This is a genomic window from Pseudomonas sp. zfem003, from assembly GCF_032621675.1.
Taxonomy (GTDB): Bacteria; Pseudomonadota; Gammaproteobacteria; order Pseudomonadales; family Pseudomonadaceae; genus Metapseudomonas; species Metapseudomonas otitidis.
Window position 1 is genome coordinate 310778 of the sequence record NZ_JAVYJG010000005.1, and the last position, 20956, is coordinate 331733.

The window sequence follows — 20956 nt, forward strand, 5'->3', positions numbered from 1 at the left end:
AAACGCCGCACGCTGGGCCGCGCTTCGTCGGTCCACCATCGTGCGTCCAGCCAGGCTCCGGGGCTCTGGCGACACAAACGAAAACGGCCCCTTCCGGGGCCGTTGTCGTGTCGCTGCGGGATCAGCCGCCCAGGTATGCGTCGCGCACCTTGGGGTCGGTGAGCAGGGCTTCACCGGTGCCCTGCATGACGATCCGTCCGTTCTCCAGCACGTAGCCGCGATCCGCCAGCTTGAGCGCCTGGTTGGCGTTCTGCTCGACGAGGAACACGGTCACGCCATCACGGCGCAGCTGTTCGATGATGTCGAAGATCTGCTGGATGATGATCGGCGCCAGGCCCAGGGACGGCTCGTCCAGCAGCAGCAGCTGGGGCTTGCTCATCAGCGCGCGGCCGATGGCGAGCATCTGCTGTTCGCCGCCGGACATGGTGCCGGCGCGCTGGGCATAGCGTTCCTTGAGGCGCGGGAACAGGTGCAGGATCTTGTCCAGCTGCTCCTGGTAGTCACCCTTGGGCGTGAAGAAACCGCCCATGGCCAGGTTCTCCTCGACGGTCAGGCGGGCGAACACACGGCGGCCTTCCGGCACCACCGCGATGCTCTTGCGCATGATGTCGCTGGACTCCTGACCCACCAGCTCCTCGCCGAGGTAGCGGATGCTGCCGCTGGCCGCACGCGGCGAGCCGCAGAGGGTCATCAGCAGGGTGGACTTGCCGGCGCCGTTGGCACCGATCAGGGTGACGATCTCGCCACGGCTGACTTCCATGCTGACGTCGTGCAGCGCCTGGACCTTGCCGTAGAAGGTGGAAACCTTGTCGAAACTCAGCATGACTCAGGCCTCCCCCAGATAGGCTTTGATCACATCCGGGTTGCTGCGGATCTGCTCCGGCGTACCGTCGGCCAGGGGCGTGCCCTGGTTGATCACGTAGATGTGGTCGGAAATGCTCATCACCAGGTGCATGTCGTGCTCGATCAGCAGCACGGTGACGTTGTGCTCGTTGCGCAGCAGGGCGATCAGCGCCTTCAGGTCCTCGGTCTCGCGCGGGTTCAGGCCGGCGGCGGGCTCGTCGAGCATGAGGATGCGCGGGCGCGTCATCATGCAGCGGGCAATCTCCAGCCGGCGCTGCTGGCCGTAGGCGAGGGTGCCGGCGGGGCGGTTGGCCACGTCGGTGAGGTTGACCTGCTCCAGCCAGTGCGCCGCCAGGTCCATGGCCTCGCGTTCGCTCTTGCGGAAGCCCGGGGTCTTGAACAGGCCGGCCAGGAAGTTGGTGTTGAGGTGGCGGTGCTGGGCGACCAGCAGGTTCTCCACCGCCGTCATTTCCTTGAACAGGCGGACGTTCTGGAAGGTGCGGACCACGCCCTTGCGGGCGATCTTGTGGCCCGGCAGGCCGGCGATCTGCTCGCCGTCCAGCAGGATGCTGCCCCCGGTCGGCTGGTAGAAGCCGGTGAGGCAGTTGAACACGGTGGTCTTGCCGGCGCCGTTGGGGCCGATCATCGAGACCACCTGCTTTTCTTTGACGTTCAGGGCCACACCATTGACGGCCAGCAGGCCGCCGAAGCGCATGGAGAGGCCGCTTACTTCGAGGATGGTGCGGCTCATTGCTTCAGCTCCAGGTGGGGACGCTGCATGGGCAGGAGGCCCTGCGGACGCCAGATCATCATCAGCACCATCAGGGCGCCGAACATCAGCATGCGGTACTCGTTGAATTCACGGGCGAGTTCCGGCAGCAGGATCATCACCACCGCAGCGAGGATCACCCCCAGCTGCGAGCCCATGCCGCCCAGCACCACGATGGCGAGAATGATCGCCGACTCGATGAAGGTGAAGGACTCAGGGGTCACCAGGCCCTGGCGCGCGGCGAAGAAGCTGCCGGCGAAACCGGCGAAGCAGGCGCCCAGGGTAAAGGCCGAGAGCTTGATCACGGTGGGGTTCATCCCCAGCGCGCGGCAGGCGATCTCGTCTTCGCGCAGCGCTTCCCAGGCACGGCCGATGGGCATGCGCAGGAGGCGGTTGATCACGAACAGGGTCAGCAGCACCAGCAGCAGCGCCACCAGGTAGAGGAACACCACCTTGTACTGGGAGTTGTAGGCAATCCCGAAGTACTCGTGGAAGGTCTGCATGCCCTCGGCCGCGCGACGCTCGAAGGTGAGGCCGAACAGGCTGGGCTTCTCGATGTTGCTGATGCCGTTGGGGCCGCCGGTGATCTCGGTGAGGTTGCGCAGCAGGATGCGGATGATCTCGCCGAAGCCGAGGGTCACGATGGCCAGGTAGTCACCGCGCAGGCGCAGCACCGGGAAGCCCAGCAGGAAGCCGAACAGCGCGGCCATCATGCCGGCGATCGGCAGGCACACCCAGAAGCCCAGGCCGTAGTAGTGCGACAGCAACGCGTAGCTGTAGGCGCCCACGGCGTAGAAGCCGACGTAGCCCAGGTCCAGCAGGCCGGCGAGGCCGACCACGATGTTCAGGCCGAGGCCGAGCATCACGTAGATCAGGATCAGCGTGGCGATGTCCACCGCACCGCGCGAGCCGAAGAACGGCCAGGCGAGGGCGACCACGATCAGGCCGAGGATGATCCAGCGCTGGGTGGAGGGCAGGGTGAGGAAGTTGGTGGCCTTGTCCGACAGCTTCGGCCGGCTCGGGGCCTTGCTCCAGGCTTCGGTCAGCTGGTTGCGGAACAGCTGCCAGAAGAACATGGCGATGGCACAGCCGGCGATGGTCCAGAGCACGGCGGGGCTTGCGCCCTGCACCTGCAGGTTGATGCCCACGGTGGTGAGCTTCAGGCCCAGCACCGGGTAGGCGACCGCGATGACCAGCAGGGCGCTGAAGAGAGCGGTCTTGAGGTTCTTGGCGGTGTTCATACCTTCTCCACCTCCGGACGACCGAGGATGCCGGTGGGGCGGAACAGCAGGACCAGGACCAGCAGGCTGAAGGACACCACGTCCTTGTACTGGTCACCGAACACATCGGCGCCGAAGGCTTCGGCCACGCCGAGCACCAGGCCGCCGAGCATGGCGCCGGGGATGCTGCCGATGCCGCCGAGTACCGCGGCGGTGAAGGCCTTGATGCCGGCGAGGAAGCCCAGGTGCGGGTTGATCACGCCGTATTGCATGCCCAGCAGCACCGCGGCGATGGCGGCCAGGGTGGCGCCGATGACGAAGGTGAGGGCGATGATGTTGTTGGTGTTGATCCCCAGCAGGTTGGCCATCTTGATGTCCTCGGCGCAGGCGCGGCAGGCGCGGCCCAGGCGGGAACGGGAGATGAACTGGGTGAGGCCGAACATGACCAGGAAGGTGACGACGAAGATCAGCACCTGCATGTACGAGATGGTGACCCCGTTCATGGTGCTTTCGCCGAACACGAAGTTGCCCGGCAGCAGGTTCGGGATCGCCTTGTCCTTGGAATCCTGGGCGAGCAGGACTTCGTTCTGCAGGAAGATCGACATGCCGATGGCGGAGATCAGCGGGATCAGGCGGTTGCTGCCGCGCAGCGGCCGATAGGCCACCCGTTCGATGCTGTAGCCGTAGGCACTGGCGACGATGATGCTGGCGCTGAAGGCCGCCACCATCAGGAGAGGCAGGCTGTCGAGACCGAGCATGGTGAGCCCGGCGATGGCGATGAAGGCTACGTACGAGCCGATCATGTAAACCTCGCCGTGGGCGAAGTTGATCATGCCGATGATGCCGTAGACCATGGTGTAGCCGATGGCGATCAGGGCATAGGTGCTGCCAACGGTCAGGCCGTTAACCAGCTGTTGCAGGTAGTGATAGAGATCAGGCATTCCCCAACTCCTCGGGCATCACGTAAAGCGGCGCTTGTGGCGCAGCGGAGCCCGTAAAACTCGGATAAACAAAGCCCACTGCGGATGCAGTGGGCTCTGGGCTTAAGGCGGGAAGCTTATTTGGCTTCGGTCTTGGTGCCGTCCTTGTGCCACTCGTACACCACGAAGCTGAAGTCCTTCAGATCGCCCTTCTTGTCGAAGGAGAGGGTGCCGGTCGGGGTTTCGAAAGTGTTGGAGCGCAGGGCTTCAGCCACCTTGGCGGTGTCGTCGCCAGCCTTCTTGATGCCTTCGGCAATGACTTGCACGGCGGCGTAGGCCGGGAACACGAACGGACCGGTGGGGTCTTCGTTCTTGGCCTTGAAGGCCTCTACCAGGGCCTGGTTCTTCGGATCCTGGTCGAAGGACTTCGGCAGGGTCACCAGCAGGCCTTCGGAAGCCGGGCCGGCGATGGCGGAGATTTCCTTGTTGCCGACGCCTTCCGGGCCCATGAAGCGAGCGCTCAGGCCTTTTTCGGAAGCCTGGCGCAGCAGCAGGCCCAGCTCGGGGTGGTAGCCGCCGTAGTAGACGAAGTCGACATTGGCCTGCTTCAGCTTGGCGATCAGGGCGGAGAAGTCCTTGTCGCCGGCGTTGATGCCTTCGAACAGGGCCACCTTGCCGCCCTTGGCTTCCAGGGTCTGCTTCACGGCCGTGGCGATGCCTTCGCCGTACTGCTGCTTGTCGTGGATGACGGCGACGTTTTTCGGCTTGATGTGGTCAGCGATGAAGTTGCCGGCGGTCGGGCCTTGCAGGCTGTCCAGGCCGATGGTGCGGAACACCAGCTGGTAGCCACGGGCGGTGATCTCGGGGCTGGTGGAGGCCGCGGTGATCATCAGGATGCCTTCGTCTTCGTAGATGTCGGACGCAGGCTGGGTGGAGCTGGAGCACAGGTGGCCAACGACGTACTTCACGCCATCGTTGACGATCTTGTTGGCCACGGCGACCGCTTGCTTCGGATCGCACGCGTCGTCGTAGACCACGCCTTCGAGTTGAGCGCCGTTCACCCCGCCGGCCTTGTTGATCTGCTCGATCGCCATCTTGGCGCCGATGAACTGCATTTCACCGTACTGGGCGACCGCACCGGTCACCGGGCCGGCCAGGGCGATCTTGATGGTGTCGGCCGCTACGGAGTAGCTGGCGGCACCGGCGAGGGCCATGGCGGCGAACAGTTTGGAAAGCTGCTTGGTAGCCTTGTTCATAGTGCTCCACTCGTATGTTTATCGTTGTTGTTGTCCTGGTTGCCTGAAAGCAGAGGACAGGGTCCTTTTTGTCACCCCGCCGAGTCCTGCGGCAACTGTACCGGTACAGTGTAGAGTGCCGATTTGCGGCTTGAAAAGCCGACAGGAGGGTGCGGAATGTTCCTATGTCGCCTAATCGCAACAAACGTATAGAAATACGGCGTGCCCTGAAGGACGCAGGAAGCGTCTGGCTGCACTTGTGAACAAGATGACGGGCGTTGGTTATCATTGCCCGCCCTGCAACCGTTACTTTCCCACTCAGAGCAAGCCATGAACGAATCCTCAAGCACCCTCTATGCCAAGCTGCTCGGCGAAACCGCCGCCATCACCTGGGAGGAGCTGCAGCCCTTCTTCGCCCGTGGGCAACTGCTCTGGGTCGAGGGTCAGGAGGATCTGGTCGGCGTCGCCCTGGCCGTGGCCGAGGACGACAAGCCCCAGGTCGCGGTGCTGCTGCAGGCCGGCAAGCTGGAGCGCGTGGAAGAGGCCCGGGCACGCGACCTGCTGGAGCGTGACCCCACCCTCTGGGCCGTGGTGGTGGCGCCCTGGGTGCTGGTGCAGGAGCGCCTGGAGGCACCGGCCCGTCACTGAGGGCTGCGGCCTGCCGGCAAAGGCCGTCTAGACTCCTTCCACCCCGATCGTCTCTCAAGGAGCTTCACCATGTTCGAACCCGGCCACCTGCACCGTGCCAGCATTCCCGGGCTGCCCAACCAGCCGGAGTTCTCCATCGACCTCTATTACGAGGTCCGGCGTGATGCGGAGGAAGGCACCATGCTGCACTTCCGCATGGTGGGCGTGATCAATGGCGTGAGCTTCGAGGAAACCTTCGAGTTGCACCGGGATACCGCCTTCAACTTCGCCAGCGTCGCCACCCGCATTGCCAACAAGCACGGGCTGCACACCAGCGTCGGGCCGATCGTGCACAACCACCAGGAGTTCGATGCGATGTTCGAGGACATCCGTCAGAAGCTGGGGGCGGAACCCGGCGAGCCGGTGAACCTGGATCACCTGCAGAAGGACGGCCTCTGACCCATATCGGTGCGCACTCCTGGTGCGCACCGTTACCTTTCGCACCGTTGAGGTGCATTTTTCCTGCTGGGTGACACACCGATTTCCGGGGCGGTGCACGGCCTGGGCAGCCGGTTAAGATAGGCGCTTCCGCCCGACTGGAGCTCAGCATGTCGTTACCCCGCATCGCCTTCGCCGGCATCGGCCTCATGGGCCTGCCGATGACCCGCCGCCTGCTGGCCGCCGGCTTCCCCCTCACGGTCTGGAACCGGACTCCCGACAAATGCACACCCCTGCTGGAACTCGGTGCACGCTGTGCCGAAACCCCGGCCGAGCTGTGTGCCGATGCCGACATCCTCATGCTCTGCCTGGCCGACACGGCCGTGGTGCGTGAGGTGGTGTTCGGGCTGGGGGGCGTGGTGGAAGGGGCGCGGGCCGGGCAGGTGCTGGTGGACTTCTCCAGCCTCGAACCGGCGGCGACCCGCGAGATGGCCGCCGAACTGGAGCGACGCACCGGTGTGCACTGGATCGATGCACCGGTTTCCGGTGGCACCCCGGGTGCCGAGGCCGGCACCCTGGCGATCATGGCCGGTGGCCGCGAGGAGGATGTGGAGCGGGTGCGCCCCGTGCTCGCGCACCTGGGGCAGCGTCTGACGCGCATGGGCGAGGTCGGTGCCGGCCAGGTGACCAAGGTCTGCAACCAGATGATCGTCGCCTGCAATGCCCTGGTGATTGCCGAGGTGGTGGCCCTGGCGGAGAAGGCCGGGGTCGATGCCAGCCTGCTGGCACCGGCACTGGCTGGCGGCTTCGCCGACTCGCGGCCCTTGCAGATCCTGGCGCCGCAGATGGCCGAAAGCTGCTTCGAGCCGGTCAAATGGCATGTCCGCACTTTGCTCAAGGACCTGGACACCGCCACCCGCCTGTCCCGCGAGGAGGGCAGCGCCACCCCCATGAGCGGGCTCGCCGCGCAGCTCATGCGCCTGCATGGCAGCCAGGGCAACCTGGAGCGCGACCCCGCGACCCTGATCGAACTCTACCGAGAGGAGCACCCATGAAGGTTTCCGCCAACCTGTCGCTGCTGTTCACCGAGCTGCCCCTGATCGAACGCATCGGCGCTGCCGCCGAGGCGGGTTTCGACGGCGTGGAGATCCAGTTCCCCTACGAGCTGCCTGCCGGCGAGCTGAAGGCCGCCCTGGACCAGGCCCGCCTGCCGCTGGTGCTCATCAACCTGCCCGCCGGCGACCTGATGCAGGGCGGCGCCGGGCTGGCTGCCGTGCCGGCCCACCAGGACGCCTTAGACGCCGCCCTGCGCCATGCCTACACCTACGCCGCGCTGGTGCAGCCGCAGTGCGTCAACGTACTGCCCGGGCGCCTGGCCAATGGCGTGTCGCGACCCGAGGCGCTGGCCACGCTGGTGGCCAACCTGCGCAAGGCCGCCGACACCTTCCACCCGCTGGGCATCCAGGTGCTGGCCGAGGCGATCAACCCCTTCGACATGCCGGGCTTCCTAATCAACACCCCCGAGCAGTTGCTGGAGCTGGTGCGCTCGGTGGAAAGCCCCAACTTCGCTGCCCAGCTGGACCTCTATCACCTGGCCCGCCAGCAACTGGACCCGGTCGCGGCAATCCGCCTGCTGGGCGACGCCATCGGCCATGTGCAGTTCGCCGACCACCCCGGACGCGGCGCCCCCGGCAGCGGTGAGCTGGATTTCGCCCCGGCGCTCGCCGCCCTGGCCGAGGCGGGATACGCCGGCTGGCTGGGCGCCGAGTATCGCCCCGGCGGGCCGACCCGCGACGGGCTCGACTGGTTGCCGCGCTTCAAGGCCGCGTGACCGAATGGGCCGGCCTCAGGCGAAGTTGAGGGCCGGCCCCTCGCCCCACTCCTCCAGCAGCGGACGCAGGTCCGCCAGCAATCGGGGGCGACTCAGCAGGTAGCCCTGGATGAAGTCGCAGCCCAGCCCGCGCAGCAACTCCAGCTGCGCCTCGCTTTCCACCCCTTCGGCCACCACCTGCAGGCGCAGGGTATGGGCCATGCCGATGATGGCCTGGACGATCTCCATGTCCGCGTGGGCGTGGGGCAGGTCCTGGATGAAGCAGCGGTCGATCTTCAGCGTGTCCAGTGGCAGGCGCTTGAGGTAGGCCAGGGACGAATAGCCGGTGCCGAAGTCGTCGATGGAGATGGCCACGCCTTGGTCGCGGATGCGATGCAGTAGGGTCAGGGCCTGGTTGATGTTGCTCATCAGCGCGTTCTCGGTCACCTCCAGTTCCAGCCGGTTGGCGGCCAGCCCCGACAAGGCCAGGGCCTCGGCCACGCGGTCTGCGAGTTCGTCCTGGCACAGGTTCAGGGCCGAGCAGTTGACCGCCACCCGCAGGCCGTCGTGCTCCAGCTCTGCCAGCTCGCGGCAGGCACGGCGCAGCACCCAGGCGTCCAGCTCGGTGATGAAGCCGTTGGCCTCGGCAATGCCGACGAACCGGTCCGGCGTCAGCAGGCCATGCTGCGGATGACGCCAGCGCACCAGGGCCTCCAGCTTGCCCAGGCGGTTGCCGGCCAGGGCGAGGATGGGCTGGTAATGCAGCTCCAGCTCACGGTCTTCGGCCAGGGCGCGGCGCAGCTCTTCCTCCAGCTGCAACTCGACGGTGGCCTTGTGCTTCAGGTGGCTGCTGAAGAAGTGCAGGTTGTTGCGGCCGCTGCCCTTGGATTGGTACAGCGCCAGGTCCGCGTGCTTGAGCAGTTCCTCGCAACTCTCGCCGTCCTCGGGGAACAGGCTGATGCCGATGCTGGTGGTCATCACCATCTTCCGCCCGGCCAGCTCGATGGGCTCCTTGAGCGCCTGCATCACTCGCTGGGCCAGCACCCGCGCCTCTTCCGGGCGGTGCAGGCCGGCGAGGATGCAGAACTCGTCGCCGCCCAGCCGGGCGATCAGGTCCTCGTCCCGCAGCATCGCTGCAATGCGCTCGGCCACGGCCTTGAGCAGGGCATCGCCGGCATCGTGGCCGAGGCTGTCGTTGATCCGCTTGAAGTGGTCGATGTCGAGGAACATCACCGCCAGCGACTGCCGGGTGCGGCCATGGATCGCCAGCCGCTCGGCGAACACCTCGTTGAAGGCCCGGCGGTTGGGCAGGTTGGTCAGCGGGTCGACATGGGCGACTTTCTGCAACACCGCCTTGGCCTGGTCCAGTTGCTTGAGCAGGCTGCCGACGCGCTCCAGGTCCTGGTCGCGGCGCTGCAACTGGCGATCGGCCCAGGCGGCGCCGAGACCGAAGAACAGGCTGAGGAAGGCGATCAGCCCGACGCTCACGGCCATCGCCAGGTTCTGCGCGGGGGGCTGCAGGTGCAGTTCGGTGCCGGGGGACACGGTCAGCTCCAGCGCCCACATGCCGGTGAAGTGCATGGAAACGATGGCCCCGCCCATCACCAGGCTGGCCGGGATGCGCAGGCGGTGGTTGAGGCTGTCGTCGCGGCCGCGGAAGAACACCGCCAGCATCAGCGCCACCAGGCTGGTGACCACGGCCACGTCGATGGAGAGCATGAACAGCTCGGGGCGGTAGGTCTGGGTGGCTTCCGAGCGGATCGCCGCCATGCCGGTGTAATGCATGCAGGCGATGCCCAGGCCCAGGGTCAGCGAGCCGGCCAGGTAGTGCCGGGGCCCCAGTTGCGGATGGCCCAGGGTGCGCATCGTCGCCAGGGAGACGCCGATCACCACCAGCAGGGAGAGGGCGGTCACCAGGGCGTCGTAATGCAGCGCCACCGGCGCTTCGAAGGCGAGCATGGAGATGAAGTGCATGGACCAGATGCCCCCGCCTAGGCACAGCGCGCCGATCCAGTACCAGCGTCGTCGGGCTGCCGGGTCGGCCACGTTGGCCACGCGCTCACCCATGCTCAGCGCGGTGTAGGCGGCGGCGCTGGCCACCAGGAAGGCCAGCAGCACCAGCCAGCCGTTGTGGGTGCAGTCCAGCAGGCGCACCTGTCCCTCGGGGAGTTCGTTGCTGATGCGCAACCCGAGCCATTCCATTGCCTGTTGCCTCCACGACGGGGCGTGCCGACCCGTTTGAGTATCGGCCAGCCCCATCCACCCGCCACGGCTGCCGGGTGCCGTACGACGAGCGGTCGGGAAGGGCGCCATCGTTCGCCATAACCAGCGCGAATGTTTGCAGACAGCCGCAAGGCGAGCCTCTAGATTCGGCCTTACAAGCCCGGCAGGCGGACTGCCGGGTCACCAACAACAAAGAGACCGACCCATGCAGCCTTCCCCGCAAGCGGCCAATGCCTGGCGCGTGCTGTTCCTGTTGTTCCTGGCCAACCTGTTCAACTTCTTCGATCGCACCATCCCCGCGATCATCATCGAGCCGGTGCGCCACGAGTGGAGCCTGAGCGACTTCCAGCTGGGGCTGATCGGCACCGCCTTCACCCTGGTCTACGCCGTGGCCGGCCTGCCCCTCGGGCGCATGGCCGACACCGGCTCGCGGAAGAAGATCATGGGCTGGGGCCTGGCGGTGTGGAGCGGGCTGACGGCGGTGAACGCCCTGGCGTGGAATTTCTGGAGCTTCCTGCTGATCCGCATGGGGATCGGCATCGGCGAAGCCAGTTATGCCCCGGCGGCCAACTCGCTGATCGGCGACCTGTTCCCGCCGAACAAGCGCGCCCGCGCCATGGGCCTGTTCATGCTCGGCCTGCCGCTGGGGCTGCTGCTGGCCTTCTTCACCATCGGCGCGATGGTGCAGGCCTTCGGCAGCTGGCGGGCGCCCTTCGTCATCGCGGCGATTCCGGGGCTGATCCTCGCGGTGTTCATGTTCTTCATCAAGGAGCCGCAGCGCGGCGCCGCCGACAACCGCACCCAGGACCAGACGCCGCTGGACCGCCCGCTGCGCCGGGTGCTGTCGATCCGCACCTTCTGGTGGCTGACCCTGGCGGGGCTGACCTTCAACTTTGCCACCTACGCCTGCAACTCGTTCATGGTGCCGATGCTGCAGCGCTACTTCCTGATGTCCCTGCAGGGGGCTGCCGTCGCCACCGGCATCATCGCCGGCCTCACCGGGCTGGTCGGCCTGACCCTGGGCGGCTGGCTGGCGGACAAGGCCCACGAGAAGTCCGAGCGCGGCCGCCTGCTGCTGGCCACCGGCAGCCTGCTGGTGGCGACCCTGGCCACCGGCTTCGCGCTGTTCTCCGGGCGCATCGAGGTGGTGGTGTTCGTGGGCGTGTTCAGCATCGGCTGGCTGTTCGCCTACACCTTCTACACCTGCGTCTACACCGCCATCCAGGACGTGGTGGAGCCGCGCCTGCGGGCCACGGCCATGGCGCTGTTCTTCGCTGGCCTCTACCTGCTGGGCGGTGGCCTGGGGCCGGTGGTGGTGGGGCTGCTGTCGGACCACTTCGCCCATGCGGCGATGTACGCCGCCGGTGCCAGCGAGATGACCGAGGCCTTCAAGGCCGTGGGCCTGCACGATGCCATGTACCTGATTCCGGTAGCCCTGGGGCTGACCACCCTGGCCCTGTTCCAGGCAGCGCGCTGCTTCGGGCGGGACGCCCGGCGCATGCGCGAGGGGCAGCAGCCGGCGGCGCAGGCCGCGCTGGCCTGATGCCGCAGAAACGAAAAAGCGCGCCGAGGCGCGCTTTTTCGTGGGCGGGGTTTGCTTAGCCGGCGACCAGTACCCGGATGGACTCCAGCCGCAGCGCGGCCTTCTCCATCAACGCCAGGCCTTCTTCGCGCTGGCGGCGCAGGGCTTCGATCTCGCTGTCGCGGACGCTGGGGTTGACCGCCTTGAGCGCTTCCAGGCGCGCCAGTTCTTCCTCCAGCTCGGCCGCGAGGCGCTTGGTGGCCTCGGCCACGCGGGCGTCGTGGCGCGGGCGGATCTTGGTCTCGGCGACCTGGATCTGCGCCGCGAGCACGTCGCGCTGGGCCTGGACGAACTTGTTGGCACTACCGCGCGGCACGCTTTCCAGCTGGTCGTTGAGGGTGTCGAAGGCCACCTTGGAGGCCAGGTCGTTGCCGTTGGCGTCCAGCAGGCAGCGCAGCGCGGCCGGCGGCAGGAAGCGGCTTAGCTGCAGGCTGCGCGGCGCCACCACCTCGCTCACGTAGAGCAGCTCCAGCAGCACGGTGCCGGGCTTGAGGGCCTTGTTCTTGATCAGCGCGACGGCGGTGTTGCCCATGGAGCCGGACAGCACCAGGTCCATGCCGCCCTGGACCATGGGGTGCTCCCAGGTGAGGAACTGCATGTCCTCGCGGGACAGGGCCTGGTTGCGGTCGTAGGTGATGGTCACGCCTTCGTCGTCGCCCAGGGGGAAGCCGGCGTCGAGCATCTTCTCGCCGGGCTTGAGCACCAGGGCGTTCTCGGAGTGGTCCTCACTGTCGATGCCGAAGGCGTCGAGCAGGGACTCCATGTAGATCGGCAGGGCGAACTCGTCGTCCTGCTCGAGGATGGCCTCGACCAGCGCACGGCCTTCACCACCGCCGTTGGAGTTCAGCTCAAGCAGGCGGTCGCGGCCGGAATGCATCTCGCTTTCCAGGCGTTTGCGCTCGGCCTCGGCTTCGCTCAGCAGCGCACCCCAGGTGTCTTCGTCAGCGTCTTCCAGCAGCGGCAGCAGGCGCGGGCCGAACTGGTGCTGCAGGGCGTTGCCTGTGGGGCAGGTGGCGAGGAAGGCGTTCAGCGCGCGGTCGTACCATTGGAACAGGCGCTCCTGGGGGCTGTTCTCCAGGTAGGGCACGTGCAGCTGGATGGTGTGCTTCTGGCCGATCCGGTCGAGGCGGCCGATGCGCTGTTCCAGCAGGTCCGGGTGGGCCGGCAGGTCGAACAGCACCAGGTGGTGGGCGAACTGGAAGTTGCGGCCTTCGGAGCCGATCTCGGAGCAGATCAGCACCTGGGCGCCGAATTCCTCATCGGCGAAGTAGGCTGCGGCGCGGTCGCGCTCGAGGATGCTCATGCCTTCGTGGAACACGGTGGCGGGGATGCCGGAGCGCACGCGCAGGGCGTCTTCCAGGTCGAGTGCGGTCTCGGCATGGGCGCAGATCACCAGCACCTTGAACTTCTTCAGCATCTTCAGGGTGTCGATCAGCCACTCGACACGGGGGTCGAAGCGCCACCAGCGCTCGCTGTCGTCGACCTCGCCCTGCTGGGCCTGGAAGCTGACCTCGGGGTACAGGTCCGGGTGGTCGCCCACCGGCAGCTCCATGTATTCGCTGGGGTTGGGCAGCGGGTAGGGGTGCAGCTGGCGCTCGGGGAAGCCCTGGACGGCGGCGCGGGTGTTGCGGAACAGCAGGCGGCCGGTGCCGTGGCGGTCCAGCAGCTCGCGCACCAGGCGCGCGGAGGCGTCGCTGTCGCCCTCGGCGACGGCGGCCAGCAGGGTTTCGCCTTCGCTGCCGAGGAAGTTGGCGATGGTGGCCCGCGCTTCGGCGGACAGGCGGCCCTCGTCCAGCAGCTCCTGCACCGCTTCGGCGATGGGGCGATAGTGGGCGCTCTCGGCACGGAAGGCTTCCAGGTCATGGAAGCGGTTGCGGTCCAGCAGGCGCAGGCGCGCGAAGTGGCTTTCCTGGCCCAGTTGCTCCGGGGTCGCGGTCAGCAGCAGGACGCCGGGGATGACCTCGGCCAGTTGCTCCACCAGGCGGTACTCGTCGCTGGCGTGCTCGGGGTGCCAGACCAGGTGGTGGGCTTCGTCCACCACCAGCAGGTCCCAGCCGGCGGCGAAGGCGGCATCCTGGGCGCGCTCGCTGTCCTTCAGCCACTCCAGGGACACCAGGGCGAGCTGGGCATCCTCGAAGGGGTTGCTGGCATCGCTCTCGGCGAAGCGTTCGGCGTCGAACAGCGCGACCTGCAGGTTGAAGCGGCGGCGCATCTCCACCAGCCATTGGTGCTGGAGGTTCTCCGGCACCAGGATCAGCACCCGGCTGGCGCGACCGGAGAGCAGCTGGCGGTGGATGACCAGGCCGGCCTCGATGGTCTTGCCCAGGCCCACTTCGTCGGCCAGCAGGACGCGGGGCGCGATGCGGTCGGCCACTTCACGGGCGATGTGCAACTGGTGGGCAATGGGCTGGGCGCGGGCGCCGGACAGGCCCCACAGCGAGGATTGCAGCAGGCGGCTCTGGTGTTGCAGGGTGTGGTAGCGCAGACCGAACCAGTTCAGCGGGTCGATCTGCCCGGCGAACAGGCGGTCGCTGGCCAGGCGGAACTGGATGAAGTTGGAGAGCTGGGTTTCCGGCAGGGTGCGGGCTTCGTTCTGGGCCGTGATGCCGTGGTAGACCAGCAGGCCGTCGACGTCGTCGACTTCCTGCACGGTGAGCTTCCAGCCCTCGAAGTGGGTGATCTCGTCACCCGGGGCGAAGCGCACGCGGGTCAGCGGAGCGTTGCGCAGGGCATACTGGCGCGTCTCGCCGGTCGCCGGGTAGAGCACGGTGAGCAGCCGCCCGTCGGATGTCAGGATGGTTCCGAGGCCCAGTTCAGCCTCGCTGTCACTGATCCAGCGTTGCCCCGGTTCATACTGCTGCGCCATGCGTGTCTCCCGCCATGCAAAAAAGCCGGCTAGTTTAGCGGAACGCGTGGCCAAGAGCGACGGAACTTGCGTTCCCGTTTGCGGTAGAAGTGTAGCGAGGCCGCTAAAGGTGTGGCCTGTGTTGCCGACAGGTTGAATGACAGAGGGTCTGACCATGTTGCCGCCGATCCCCCACAGCCTGGTTCCCGTGACCGCCCAGCAGGACGTGGCCAAGCCACGCCCCGACATTCCCCCCGTGGCGCCAGCCCAGGAAAGCCAGCACGAAAGCGAAGTGGGGCTGGACCGCCGTCACCCGCAGGAGGCCGAGGAGATGCTCCGCGAGGAGCAGCGCCGCCGCCAGCGCCGGGGCTACACCCCCGAGCAACTGGCCGAGGGCGAGGTGAAACCGGCGGACGAGGAGGTGATCGACACCCTCCCGCGCCAGGGCCTCTGGGTGGACGTCGAGGTCTGATGTCGTGGGAGAATGCGTCCCCCTGTTTGCGCACTCGGTCATCCCATGAGCCTGTTCGACGACCTGCCCCTTGAGCTGCCGGACGCCTGCCTGCGCCACGAGCGCCACTGGCTGGCGGTGGAGGAAGCCGACGAATGGCTGGCCGGGCTGCTGGCGGAGACGCCCTGGGAGCAGCCGGTCGTGCACCTGCACGGCCAGGACTACCGGGTGCCCCGGCAGGTGGCCTGGTACGGCGACCCCGAAGCGAGCTACCGCTATTCCGGCCTGGTGCACCGCCCGCTGCCCTGGACGCCCCTGCTGGCGAAAATCCGCCAGCGCGTGCAGGAAGAAGTGGGGCAGCCCTTCAACGGCGTGCTGCTGAACCTCTACCGGGACGGCCGGGACTCCATGGGCTGGCACAGCGACGACGAGCCGGAACTGGGACCCGATCCCACCGTGGCGTCGGTGAACCTCGGTGGCACCCGCCGCTTCGACCTGCGCCGCAAGGGCAGCGGGCGCATCGAGCATTCGCTGGAACTGGCACACGGTGCGCTGCTGGTCATGAGCGGGCCGACGCAGCATCATTGGCAACACCAGGTGGCCAAGACCCGCGCCGCCTGCCAGCCACGCCTCAACCTCACCTTCCGCTGGATCCGCCCATGAGCAATGACGACAAGCTGATCGATTTCGGCGCCGAGCGCGACAAGCGCATCCATGACCTGCACGAGAAACGGCTGGTGGACATGCGCCAGGCCTTCGAAAAGGCACTGCCGCTGGGCAAGGCGAAGAAGAACCGCAGCAAACCGAAGAAGCGCTGAACGCCAACCTGAACGGCCCGTCACGGGCTGCGGTCAGAGTGTCGCCCGGTGCCGGCTGGGGTATTTTCGACGGACGAAAAAAAGGGCGACCGAAGTCGCCCGAGGTGCCTTGCGTGCCTGTGTACCTGGAGAACTCGACTTACGCTTTCTTGTCGCGCTTGTGAGAGTCCTTCCAGATGAAGTATCCGACGCCACCGAAGAAGGCGAGCATCAGGCCAACAGTGCCGATACCGGCTAGAACCACAACATCGACGAACATAAGGGCCTCCTGCGTCTGGCGTCTTGTTTCGATGGGTCAAAGGTAGACCCGGGCCAGGGGGCCGAAATTGATCTGGATCAATGGCCGCAGGGCCCGTCCCGCAAGGTCTGCGGGTAACTGATCCAGGTCAATTTTCCAGGGGGTCCCCTGCGCCGGATGGGGCATTTCAGAGCCTTTCGACAGGGAAGGAGAGGGGGGAGATGATCAGACGAATCCAGGGCCGTGCCGTACAGGCGGGCGGCCGCCTATGCTTGCCGCACTTCTTCCAAGGTTCCCGACGTGCGTGAAACCCTGAAGGCCTTCCTCGCCCCCGACCTCCCGGCCCTGCAGTTCGCCATCAAGACATTGCTCGGGGGCGGCCTGGCGCTCTGGTGCGCGCTGCGCTTCGGCCTGGAGCAGCCGCAATGGGCGCTGATGACCGCCTTCATCGTGGCCCAGCCGCTGTCCGGGATGGTGGTGCAGAAGGGCCTGGCGCGGCTGCTCGGCACCCTGGTGGGGACCACCATGGCCGTGGTGATCATGGCGCTGTTCGCCCAGACGCCCTGGCTGTTCCTCTTCGTCCTCGCCACCTGGCTGGCGCTGTGCACGGCGGCCTCCACCATGCTGCGCAGTGCCTGGTCGTACGCCTTCGTCCTGGCCGGCTACACGGTGGCCATCATCGGCCTGCCGGCCATCGCCCATCCGCTCAACGTATTCGACCAGGCCGTGGCCCGCTGCACCGAGATCTGCCTCGGCATCCTCTGTGCCACCGCCACCAGCGCGCTGATCTGGCCACAGCGTGTGGAGCGCCAGCTGGTGCGCCAGGCCACCGAGGCCTGGGAGAGCGGCATCCGTGCGGCCCGCTCGGCCCTGGACGGTGCGCCCTACGAACGCCAGGGGCTGCTGGGCGTCCTGGGGCGCCTGGTGGCCGTGGATGCCCAGCGCGAGCACGCCTGGTTCGAAGGCGCGCGCGGCCGGCGCCGCGCCGCCGCCTTGCGGGTGCTCAGCCGCGACCTGCTCAGCGTGCTGCGGCTGGCGCGTGGGGTGGCACGCCAGTGGCGGCAGCTGTCGGACGACGAGGCCGAGCGCCTGGCTCCCTGGCTGGAGGCCGTGCGACAGGCGCTGGAGTCACCCGATCCGGCACGCCTCGAAGCCCTGGGGCAGCGCCTGCTGGAGGCGGCCGAATCCCCCGAACTGAGCGTGGTGCAGCAATACTGCCTGGGGCGCCTGGCGGTCACCCTCCGCCAGGTACGGGCCGCCGCCGCAGCGCTGGAGGCCGTGGAGCGTGGCGCTCCCACCGAGGACAGTTCGGCGCCCCTGTCCTGGCACCACGACCTGCCCACGGCCTTGCTCTACGGCTCCCGCAGCGGGCTGGCCTTCCTTGGGCTGGCGACCTTCTGGATGGCCACCGCCTGGACCTCCTCCATCGGCGCGCTGACCCTCACCTGCGTGGTCTGCAGCCTCTTTGCCAGCCGCGAGAACGCTGCGCAGATCGGCCTGATGTTCCTGCGTGGCATCCTCTATGCGCTGCCGGTGGCCTTCTTCATCGGCCAGGTGGTACTGCCCCAGTTCAGTGGCTTCCCGCTGCTCTGCATGGCCCTCGGCGTGCCGCTTTTCTTCGGCACCCTGGGCATGGCGCGGCCGGCCCTGAGCGGCACGGCTACCTCGTTCTGCCTGCACTTCATCGTGCTGTGCGCACCGCAGAACACCATGCACTTCGACGTTGCGGTGTTCCTCAACGAAGCCCTGTCCATCCTGCTGGGGGTCGGTTTCGCCGTGCTGGTGTTCCGCCTCATCGTGCTGACCCACCCCGGCTGGCATGGCCGGCGGCTGCTGCGCGCCACCTTCAGCGACCTGGGCCGGCTCACCCACCGCACCCTGGCAGGGGCGGAGAACTGGTTCGGTGGGCGCATGGCTGACCGCCTGCTGCAGCTGGCCCGCCACTACCCGGCGCTGCCCAGCCAGTCCCGCAACCGTTGGGACGACGGCATCACCAGCCTCGACATCGGTGACGAACTGCTGCACCTGCGCCGTTGCCTGGCGGTGGGGGAACGCTCCCTTGGCGCCTCCGAGGCGCGCTTTCTCGAACGGATCGAGCCACTGCTGGAGCAGGGGCCGGCGCCGGAGCGGGCGGATGCGATGGACGCGCCGTCCGAACAACTGATCCAGGCCCTGCGCGAGGCCGGCAACAGCATCGACCGGCGGCTGGCCCTGGCGGCCTTGCTGCAGTTGCGGCAGAGCTGGCGGCAGTGGTGCGAACAACAGGAGGCGAGCCATGGGCTTGCGTGAATGGTCACTGGGCGGCGTATTGCTCAGCCCGCTGCTGATCTACGCCCTGGCGGCGCTGCTGGTGACCGGCGTACTGCGCCTGGCGCTGCAGCAGCTGGGCCTGGCGCGCTGGATCTGGCACGAGGCGCTGTTCGATACCGCCCTCTATGTCTGTGTACTGTCGGTGCTGGTCGCCGTCTTCGGGCACTGGTGAAGGAGAAAACCATGGGCTCCACCTTGCGTGTCGTTGTCACCCTGGCGCTGGTCGCCGCAGCCGTTGTGGGGGGCTACAGCCTCTGGCAGCACTACATGCTCGCGCCCTGGACGCGGGACGCGCGCATCCGCGCCGACGTGGTGGTGATAGCACCGGACGTGTCCGGCTGGGTGGTGGACCTGAAGGTCCGCGACAACCAGCAGGTGAAGGCCGGGGACCTGCTGATGACCATCGACCGCGACCGCTACGAGGCCGCCCTGGAAAAGGCCCGCGCCGTCGCCGAAACCCGCCAGCAGCAACTGCGACTGCGTGAGCACGAGGCCTCGCGCCGCGCCAGCCTCGGCCCCCAGGCCATCAGCGCGGAGCTGCGGGAGAACGCCCAGATCACCGCCGACATCGCCCGGGGCGAATACCGCCAGGCCCAGGCCGATGTGAAGGTCGCCGAGTTGAACCTGGCCCGCAGCGAAGTGCGTGCCCCGCGCAGCGGCCAGGTCACCAACCTGCGCCTGGCCCAGGGCAACTACGCCAGCGCCGGGCAGCCGGTGATGGCACTGGTGGACGACCAGTCCTTCTACGTGCAGGCGTACTTCGAGGAAACCAAGCTGCCCGGCATCCGTGTCGGCGCACCGGTGGACATCTGGCTGATGAGCGCCGGCCAGCCGCTCAAGGGCACGGTGGAAAGCGTTAGCCGCGGCATCACCGACCGCAACGCCAGCCCGGACGGGCAACTGCTCGCCAACGTCGAACCCACGTTCAACTGGGTACGCCTGGCCCAGCGCATCCCGGTGCGGATCAAGCTCGACCAAATACCGGATGACATACAGCTCAGTGCGGGGATGACCGCCAGCGTCACGGTCGGGGATCAGCCGCAGGCGCAGGACTAGCCGGAAGCTTCCCGGAACGAAAAAGCCCGGCGATTGCCGGGCTTCCTTCATCAGGGCTGCGGGGTTCAGCCGATGGTGATCGGCGGCAGCTCCGGCAGCTCGATGGCGAGCGATTGCTTGGGCGCCAGTACCTCGGCCTCGCCGTCCACCACCTGCTCGGCGTTCTGGTTGAACACGCGGGTGGCGATGCGCACGCGGTTCTTCGGCAGCTTCTCGAGGATCTCCAGTTCCACGGTCAGGCTGTCGCCCAGCTTCACCGGGCGGGTGAACTTCAGTTGCTGGCCCAGGTAGATGGTGCCCGGCCCGGGCAGCTCGCAGGCGATGGCCGCGCTGATCAGGGCGCCGCTGAACATGCCGTGGGCGATGCGTTCCTTGAAGAGCGTGCCGGCCGCGTACTCGGCATCCAGGTGCACCGGGTTGCGGTCGCCGGACAGGGCGGCGAACAACTGGATGTCACGCTCCTCCACCTGCTTCGCGTAGCTGGCCTTCTGGCCGACTTCGAGGGCGTCGTAGGTGAAGTTGGTTACCTGGCTCATGGCGTCTCCTTGTTCGGTTGGCAGGCTCGACCCTGGGCGAGGGCGTGCCCCAGCCAGTCGAGCAGATGATTCGTCACCTCGTCGCGGTTGGTCTCGTTGAACAACTCGTGGCGGGCGTCGGGGTAGATCCTCAGTTGCACGTCGCGCACACCGGCCGAGCGCAGGGCATTGGCCAGGTCCTCCAGGCGCTTGCCGTCGCTGACCGGGTCGCATGCGCCGCCGATCACCAGCAGGGGCAGGTCCGGGTCGATCTGCGCCAGGTGGCCGATGGGCGTGATGTTCTGAAGCCCGCCGAGCAGGTCGAGCCACAACTGGTTGGTGCAGCGGAAGCCGCAGAGGCTGTCGTTGACGTACTTGTCCACCTCGTCCGGGTCGCGGCTGAGCCAGTCGAAGGGCGTGCGGTTGGGTTTGAAGGCCTTGTTGAACGAGCCGAAGGAGAGGAACTCGATCAGCGCGCTGCGGCCGTTCGGGCCCTGGCGCCAGCGTTCCAGCCGTGCCACCACGGCAGCCGCGCGGTACAGCCCCACCGGCTGGTAGTTGGAGCCGGAAAGGATGGCCCCCTGCAAGCTGCAGCTGTGGCGCATCAGGTAGCCCTGGGCGATGTAGCTGCCCATGCTGTGGCCGAGCAGGATGATCGGCGTCTGCGGGTGTTGCTGGCGGATGTGGTGATTGAGGGCCGCGAGGTCGGCGATCACCTTGTTCCAGCCGTCGTGCTCGGCGTACAGGCCGAGGATGCCGTGCTGGGCGGTACGCCCGTGGCCGCGCTGGTCGTGGGCGTAGACCTCGACGCCCGCCGCCACCAGCGCCGCTGCCAGCCGCGCGTAGCGGCCGCTGTGCTCGGCCATGCCGTGGGCGATCATCACCACCGCCCGGGGTGGCTCCTCGCCGCTCCAGCGGTTCACGTAGAGCGGGGCGGCATCGCTGGCGGTGAGCCAGAAAGCGTCGTGGCGCATGGCCAATCCTTTTGGCGGGAGTGGAGTGATCGGCGCATTGTGCACGGGGGCCGGGGCGGCGCAAAGGGGCTGCGCTACGTGA

General features: G+C 67.3%; 21 protein-coding genes. 11 read left to right on the forward strand and 10 right to left on the reverse strand.

The window, feature by feature from the left end; genetic code table 11:
* Positions 1–121: 121 nt before the first annotated feature.
* From RTK35_RS13030 to RTK35_RS13050, 5 genes are all read right to left on the reverse strand, one after another.
* Positions 122–823 (reverse strand): ABC transporter ATP-binding protein, encoded by a 702-nt coding sequence (locus tag RTK35_RS13030; RefSeq protein WP_044413400.1) that lies wholly within the window; start codon positions 821–823, stop codon positions 122–124.
* A 3-nt stretch (positions 824–826) separates the two neighbouring features.
* Entirely contained in the window at positions 827–1594 is a 768-nt protein-coding gene (gene livG, locus RTK35_RS13035) for a high-affinity branched-chain amino acid ABC transporter ATP-binding protein LivG (RefSeq protein ID WP_074969155.1), read from the reverse strand.
* Complete coding sequence (locus RTK35_RS13040) at positions 1591–2853, reverse strand: high-affinity branched-chain amino acid ABC transporter permease LivM (RefSeq protein WP_142011425.1); 1263 nt, start codon at positions 2851–2853, stop codon at positions 1591–1593. Before RTK35_RS13040 ends, livG begins: the two co-directional genes overlap by 4 nt.
* Positions 2850–3773 (reverse strand): high-affinity branched-chain amino acid ABC transporter permease LivH, encoded by a 924-nt coding sequence (livH, locus tag RTK35_RS13045; protein WP_044413408.1) that lies wholly within the window; start codon positions 3771–3773, stop codon positions 2850–2852. Before livH ends, RTK35_RS13040 begins: the two co-directional genes overlap by 4 nt.
* Before the next feature lie 116 nt (positions 3774–3889).
* Positions 3890–5008 carry a branched-chain amino acid ABC transporter substrate-binding protein gene (locus RTK35_RS13050; protein ID WP_172432912.1) on the reverse strand — a complete coding sequence of 373 codons (1119 nt, stop codon included), beginning with the start codon at positions 5006–5008 and terminating at the stop codon, positions 3890–3892.
* Between the two features lie 309 nt (positions 5009–5317).
* On the opposite strand from RTK35_RS13050, the gene RTK35_RS13055 reads away from it, so the two are divergent.
* From RTK35_RS13055 to RTK35_RS13070, 4 genes are all read left to right on the forward strand, one after another.
* Positions 5318–5635: a DUF2288 domain-containing protein gene (locus RTK35_RS13055; RefSeq protein ID WP_316908186.1), complete on the forward strand. Its 318-nt coding sequence runs from the start codon at positions 5318–5320 to the stop codon at positions 5633–5635.
* A gap of 69 nt (positions 5636–5704) precedes the next feature.
* Positions 5705–6073 carry a DUF5064 family protein gene (locus RTK35_RS13060; protein WP_044413417.1) on the forward strand — a complete coding sequence of 123 codons (369 nt, stop codon included), beginning with the start codon at positions 5705–5707 and terminating at the stop codon, positions 6071–6073.
* A 149-nt stretch (positions 6074–6222) separates the two neighbouring features.
* Positions 6223–7107 carry an NAD(P)-dependent oxidoreductase gene (locus RTK35_RS13065; RefSeq protein WP_142011418.1) on the forward strand — a complete coding sequence of 295 codons (885 nt, stop codon included), beginning with the start codon at positions 6223–6225 and terminating at the stop codon, positions 7105–7107.
* A complete protein-coding gene (locus RTK35_RS13070; RefSeq protein WP_316908187.1) occupies positions 7104–7883 on the forward strand; it encodes a hydroxypyruvate isomerase family protein in 780 nt (259 codons plus the stop codon). The genes RTK35_RS13065 and RTK35_RS13070 overlap by 4 nt, the downstream gene beginning before the upstream one ends.
* A 15-nt stretch (positions 7884–7898) precedes the next feature.
* Here the strand turns inward: RTK35_RS13070 and RTK35_RS13075 are convergent, their stop codons facing one another.
* On the reverse strand, positions 7899–10064 hold the full coding sequence (locus RTK35_RS13075) for a bifunctional diguanylate cyclase/phosphodiesterase (protein WP_316908188.1): 2166 nt from the start codon (positions 10062–10064) through the stop codon (positions 7899–7901).
* Between the two features lie 226 nt (positions 10065–10290).
* On the opposite strand from RTK35_RS13075, the gene RTK35_RS13080 reads away from it, so the two are divergent.
* On the forward strand, positions 10291–11628 hold the full coding sequence (locus RTK35_RS13080; RefSeq protein ID WP_208275044.1) for a spinster family MFS transporter: 1338 nt from the start codon (positions 10291–10293) through the stop codon (positions 11626–11628).
* Positions 11629–11683: 55 nt separating this feature from the next.
* On the opposite strand, the gene rapA is transcribed toward RTK35_RS13080, so the two are convergent.
* Positions 11684–14533: an RNA polymerase-associated protein RapA gene (rapA, locus tag RTK35_RS13085; RefSeq protein ID WP_044413428.1), complete on the reverse strand. Its 2850-nt coding sequence runs from the start codon at positions 14531–14533 to the stop codon at positions 11684–11686.
* A gap of 154 nt (positions 14534–14687) precedes the next feature.
* On the opposite strand from rapA, the gene RTK35_RS13090 reads away from it, so the two are divergent.
* The 3 genes from RTK35_RS13090 to RTK35_RS13100 are packed head-to-tail and all read left to right on the forward strand — an operon-like array spanning position 14688 to position 15781.
* The gene (locus RTK35_RS13090; protein WP_074969141.1) at positions 14688–14984 is read left to right on the forward strand and encodes an aspartate-semialdehyde dehydrogenase; all 297 of its coding nucleotides are present in this window, start codon (positions 14688–14690) and stop codon (positions 14982–14984) included.
* A gap of 45 nt (positions 14985–15029) precedes the next feature.
* Positions 15030–15626 (forward strand): alpha-ketoglutarate-dependent dioxygenase AlkB, encoded by a 597-nt coding sequence (locus RTK35_RS13095; RefSeq protein ID WP_316908189.1) that lies wholly within the window; start codon positions 15030–15032, stop codon positions 15624–15626.
* The gene (locus RTK35_RS13100; protein WP_164707288.1) at positions 15623–15781 is read left to right on the forward strand and encodes a hypothetical protein; all 159 of its coding nucleotides are present in this window, start codon (positions 15623–15625) and stop codon (positions 15779–15781) included. The genes RTK35_RS13095 and RTK35_RS13100 overlap by 4 nt, the downstream gene beginning before the upstream one ends.
* A gap of 139 nt (positions 15782–15920) precedes the next feature.
* On the opposite strand, the gene ccoM is transcribed toward RTK35_RS13100, so the two are convergent.
* On the reverse strand, positions 15921–16040 hold the full coding sequence (gene ccoM / locus RTK35_RS13105) for a cytochrome c oxidase subunit CcoM (RefSeq protein WP_044413434.1): 120 nt from the start codon (positions 16038–16040) through the stop codon (positions 15921–15923).
* A gap of 279 nt (positions 16041–16319) precedes the next feature.
* Between ccoM and RTK35_RS13110 the strand changes: the two genes are divergently transcribed.
* The 3 genes from RTK35_RS13110 to RTK35_RS13120 are packed head-to-tail and all read left to right on the forward strand — an operon-like array spanning position 16320 to position 19385.
* The gene (locus tag RTK35_RS13110; protein WP_172432917.1) at positions 16320–18308 is read left to right on the forward strand and encodes an FUSC family protein; all 1989 of its coding nucleotides are present in this window, start codon (positions 16320–16322) and stop codon (positions 18306–18308) included.
* On the forward strand, positions 18295–18501 hold the full coding sequence (locus tag RTK35_RS13115; protein WP_316908190.1) for a DUF1656 domain-containing protein: 207 nt from the start codon (positions 18295–18297) through the stop codon (positions 18499–18501). Before RTK35_RS13110 ends, RTK35_RS13115 begins: the two co-directional genes overlap by 14 nt.
* 11 nt (positions 18502–18512) lie before the next feature.
* Entirely contained in the window at positions 18513–19385 is an 873-nt protein-coding gene (locus tag RTK35_RS13120) for an HlyD family secretion protein (protein ID WP_044413442.1), read from the forward strand.
* A 65-nt stretch (positions 19386–19450) separates the two neighbouring features.
* Here RTK35_RS13120 and RTK35_RS13125 read toward each other — a convergent pair whose 3' ends face one another.
* Positions 19451–19921 carry a MaoC family dehydratase gene (locus RTK35_RS13125; RefSeq protein WP_044413444.1) on the reverse strand — a complete coding sequence of 157 codons (471 nt, stop codon included), beginning with the start codon at positions 19919–19921 and terminating at the stop codon, positions 19451–19453.
* Positions 19918–20874 carry an alpha/beta hydrolase gene (locus RTK35_RS13130; protein ID WP_074969129.1) on the reverse strand — a complete coding sequence of 319 codons (957 nt, stop codon included), beginning with the start codon at positions 20872–20874 and terminating at the stop codon, positions 19918–19920. Before RTK35_RS13130 ends, RTK35_RS13125 begins: the two co-directional genes overlap by 4 nt.
* Positions 20875–20956: the final 82 nt, after the last annotated feature.

Excerpts from the sequence above, each read along its gene's own strand:
- RTK35_RS13030 (WP_044413400.1), bottom strand. The coding sequence starts at position 823 with ATGCTGAGTTTCGACAAGGTTTCCACCTTCTACGGCAAGGTCCAGGCG.
- livG (WP_074969155.1), bottom strand. The coding sequence starts at position 1,594 with ATGAGCCGCACCATCCTCGAAGTAAGCGGCCTCTCCATGCGCTTCGGC.
- RTK35_RS13040 (WP_142011425.1), bottom strand. The coding sequence starts at position 2,853 with ATGAACACCGCCAAGAACCTCAAGACCGCTCTCTTCAGCGCCCTGCTG.
- livH (WP_044413408.1), bottom strand. The coding sequence starts at position 3,773 with ATGCCTGATCTCTATCACTACCTGCAACAGCTGGTTAACGGCCTGACC.
- RTK35_RS13050 (WP_172432912.1), bottom strand. The coding sequence starts at position 5,008 with ATGAACAAGGCTACCAAGCAGCTTTCCAAACTGTTCGCCGCCATGGCC.
- RTK35_RS13055 (WP_316908186.1), top strand. The coding sequence starts at position 5,318 with ATGAACGAATCCTCAAGCACCCTCTATGCCAAGCTGCTCGGCGAAACC.
- RTK35_RS13060 (WP_044413417.1), top strand. The coding sequence starts at position 5,705 with ATGTTCGAACCCGGCCACCTGCACCGTGCCAGCATTCCCGGGCTGCCC.
- RTK35_RS13065 (WP_142011418.1), top strand. The coding sequence starts at position 6,223 with ATGTCGTTACCCCGCATCGCCTTCGCCGGCATCGGCCTCATGGGCCTG.
- RTK35_RS13070 (WP_316908187.1), top strand. The coding sequence starts at position 7,104 with ATGAAGGTTTCCGCCAACCTGTCGCTGCTGTTCACCGAGCTGCCCCTG.
- RTK35_RS13075 (WP_316908188.1), bottom strand. The coding sequence starts at position 10,064 with ATGGAATGGCTCGGGTTGCGCATCAGCAACGAACTCCCCGAGGGACAG.
- RTK35_RS13080 (WP_208275044.1), top strand. The coding sequence starts at position 10,291 with ATGCAGCCTTCCCCGCAAGCGGCCAATGCCTGGCGCGTGCTGTTCCTG.
- rapA (WP_044413428.1), bottom strand. The coding sequence starts at position 14,533 with ATGGCGCAGCAGTATGAACCGGGGCAACGCTGGATCAGTGACAGCGAG.
- RTK35_RS13090 (WP_074969141.1), top strand. The coding sequence starts at position 14,688 with ATGTTGCCGCCGATCCCCCACAGCCTGGTTCCCGTGACCGCCCAGCAG.
- RTK35_RS13095 (WP_316908189.1), top strand. The coding sequence starts at position 15,030 with ATGAGCCTGTTCGACGACCTGCCCCTTGAGCTGCCGGACGCCTGCCTG.
- RTK35_RS13100 (WP_164707288.1), top strand. The coding sequence starts at position 15,623 with ATGAGCAATGACGACAAGCTGATCGATTTCGGCGCCGAGCGCGACAAG.
- ccoM (WP_044413434.1), bottom strand. The coding sequence starts at position 16,040 with ATGTTCGTCGATGTTGTGGTTCTAGCCGGTATCGGCACTGTTGGCCTG.
- RTK35_RS13115 (WP_316908190.1), top strand. The coding sequence starts at position 18,295 with ATGGGCTTGCGTGAATGGTCACTGGGCGGCGTATTGCTCAGCCCGCTG.
- RTK35_RS13120 (WP_044413442.1), top strand. The coding sequence starts at position 18,513 with ATGGGCTCCACCTTGCGTGTCGTTGTCACCCTGGCGCTGGTCGCCGCA.
- RTK35_RS13125 (WP_044413444.1), bottom strand. The coding sequence starts at position 19,921 with ATGAGCCAGGTAACCAACTTCACCTACGACGCCCTCGAAGTCGGCCAG.
- RTK35_RS13130 (WP_074969129.1), bottom strand. The coding sequence starts at position 20,874 with ATGCGCCACGACGCTTTCTGGCTCACCGCCAGCGATGCCGCCCCGCTC.